This is a genomic window from Azospirillum sp. SYSU D00513 (assembly GCF_017356015.1).
Taxonomy (GTDB): Bacteria; Pseudomonadota; Alphaproteobacteria; order Azospirillales; family Azospirillaceae; genus Azospirillum.
The window spans coordinates 1-508 of the sequence record NZ_JAFIQV010000129.1; the positions used below are offsets into that span (position 1 = coordinate 1).

Below are 508 nucleotides of genomic sequence, written 5' to 3' on the forward strand. Positions count from 1 at the left end.
GTCATGAGCACCAGCGTGCCGATGAGGCCGCCGACGGCGGAGAAGACCAGCCCGGCGCCGAGTGCGGTGTGTGCCTTGCCCTTCATCGTCATGGCGTAGGCCTCGTCCGTGTAGGCGGCGGACGCGGGCGTTCCGGGCATGCGCAGCAGCGCGCCGGGAATGTCGCCGGAGAAGATGGCCATGGCGGTGGCGGTGACGATGGCGGCGACGGCCGGGACGGGGGGCATGAAGAAGGTGATGGGGACGAGGAGTGCCGTCGCCATGGTGGCGCTGAGGCCGGGGATGGCGCCGACGACCATGCCGAACATGGCCGAGCCGAGGATGACGGCCAGCACGTAGGGGTCGGCGACGAGCTGGAAGGCGAGCGCGTAGCTGTTGAGGAGATCGGCCATGGGGATCAAAGTCCTTACCAGGCGAAGGGCTGCAGCACGCCCCAGGGCAGCGGCACGCGCAGGACGTTGTAGAAGACGGTGTGGACGAAGAGCGTGACGGCGAGCGCCACCGTGAC

Annotated in this window: 1 protein-coding gene; it reads right to left on the reverse strand. The window is 69.1% G+C overall.

From position 1 onward, the window contains the following. On the reverse strand, positions 1 to 392 hold a 392-nt coding region (locus tag JUB11_RS32510; RefSeq protein ID WP_207462942.1), incomplete at its 3' end, for a tripartite tricarboxylate transporter permease. Positions 393 to 508 lie beyond the last annotated feature (116 nt).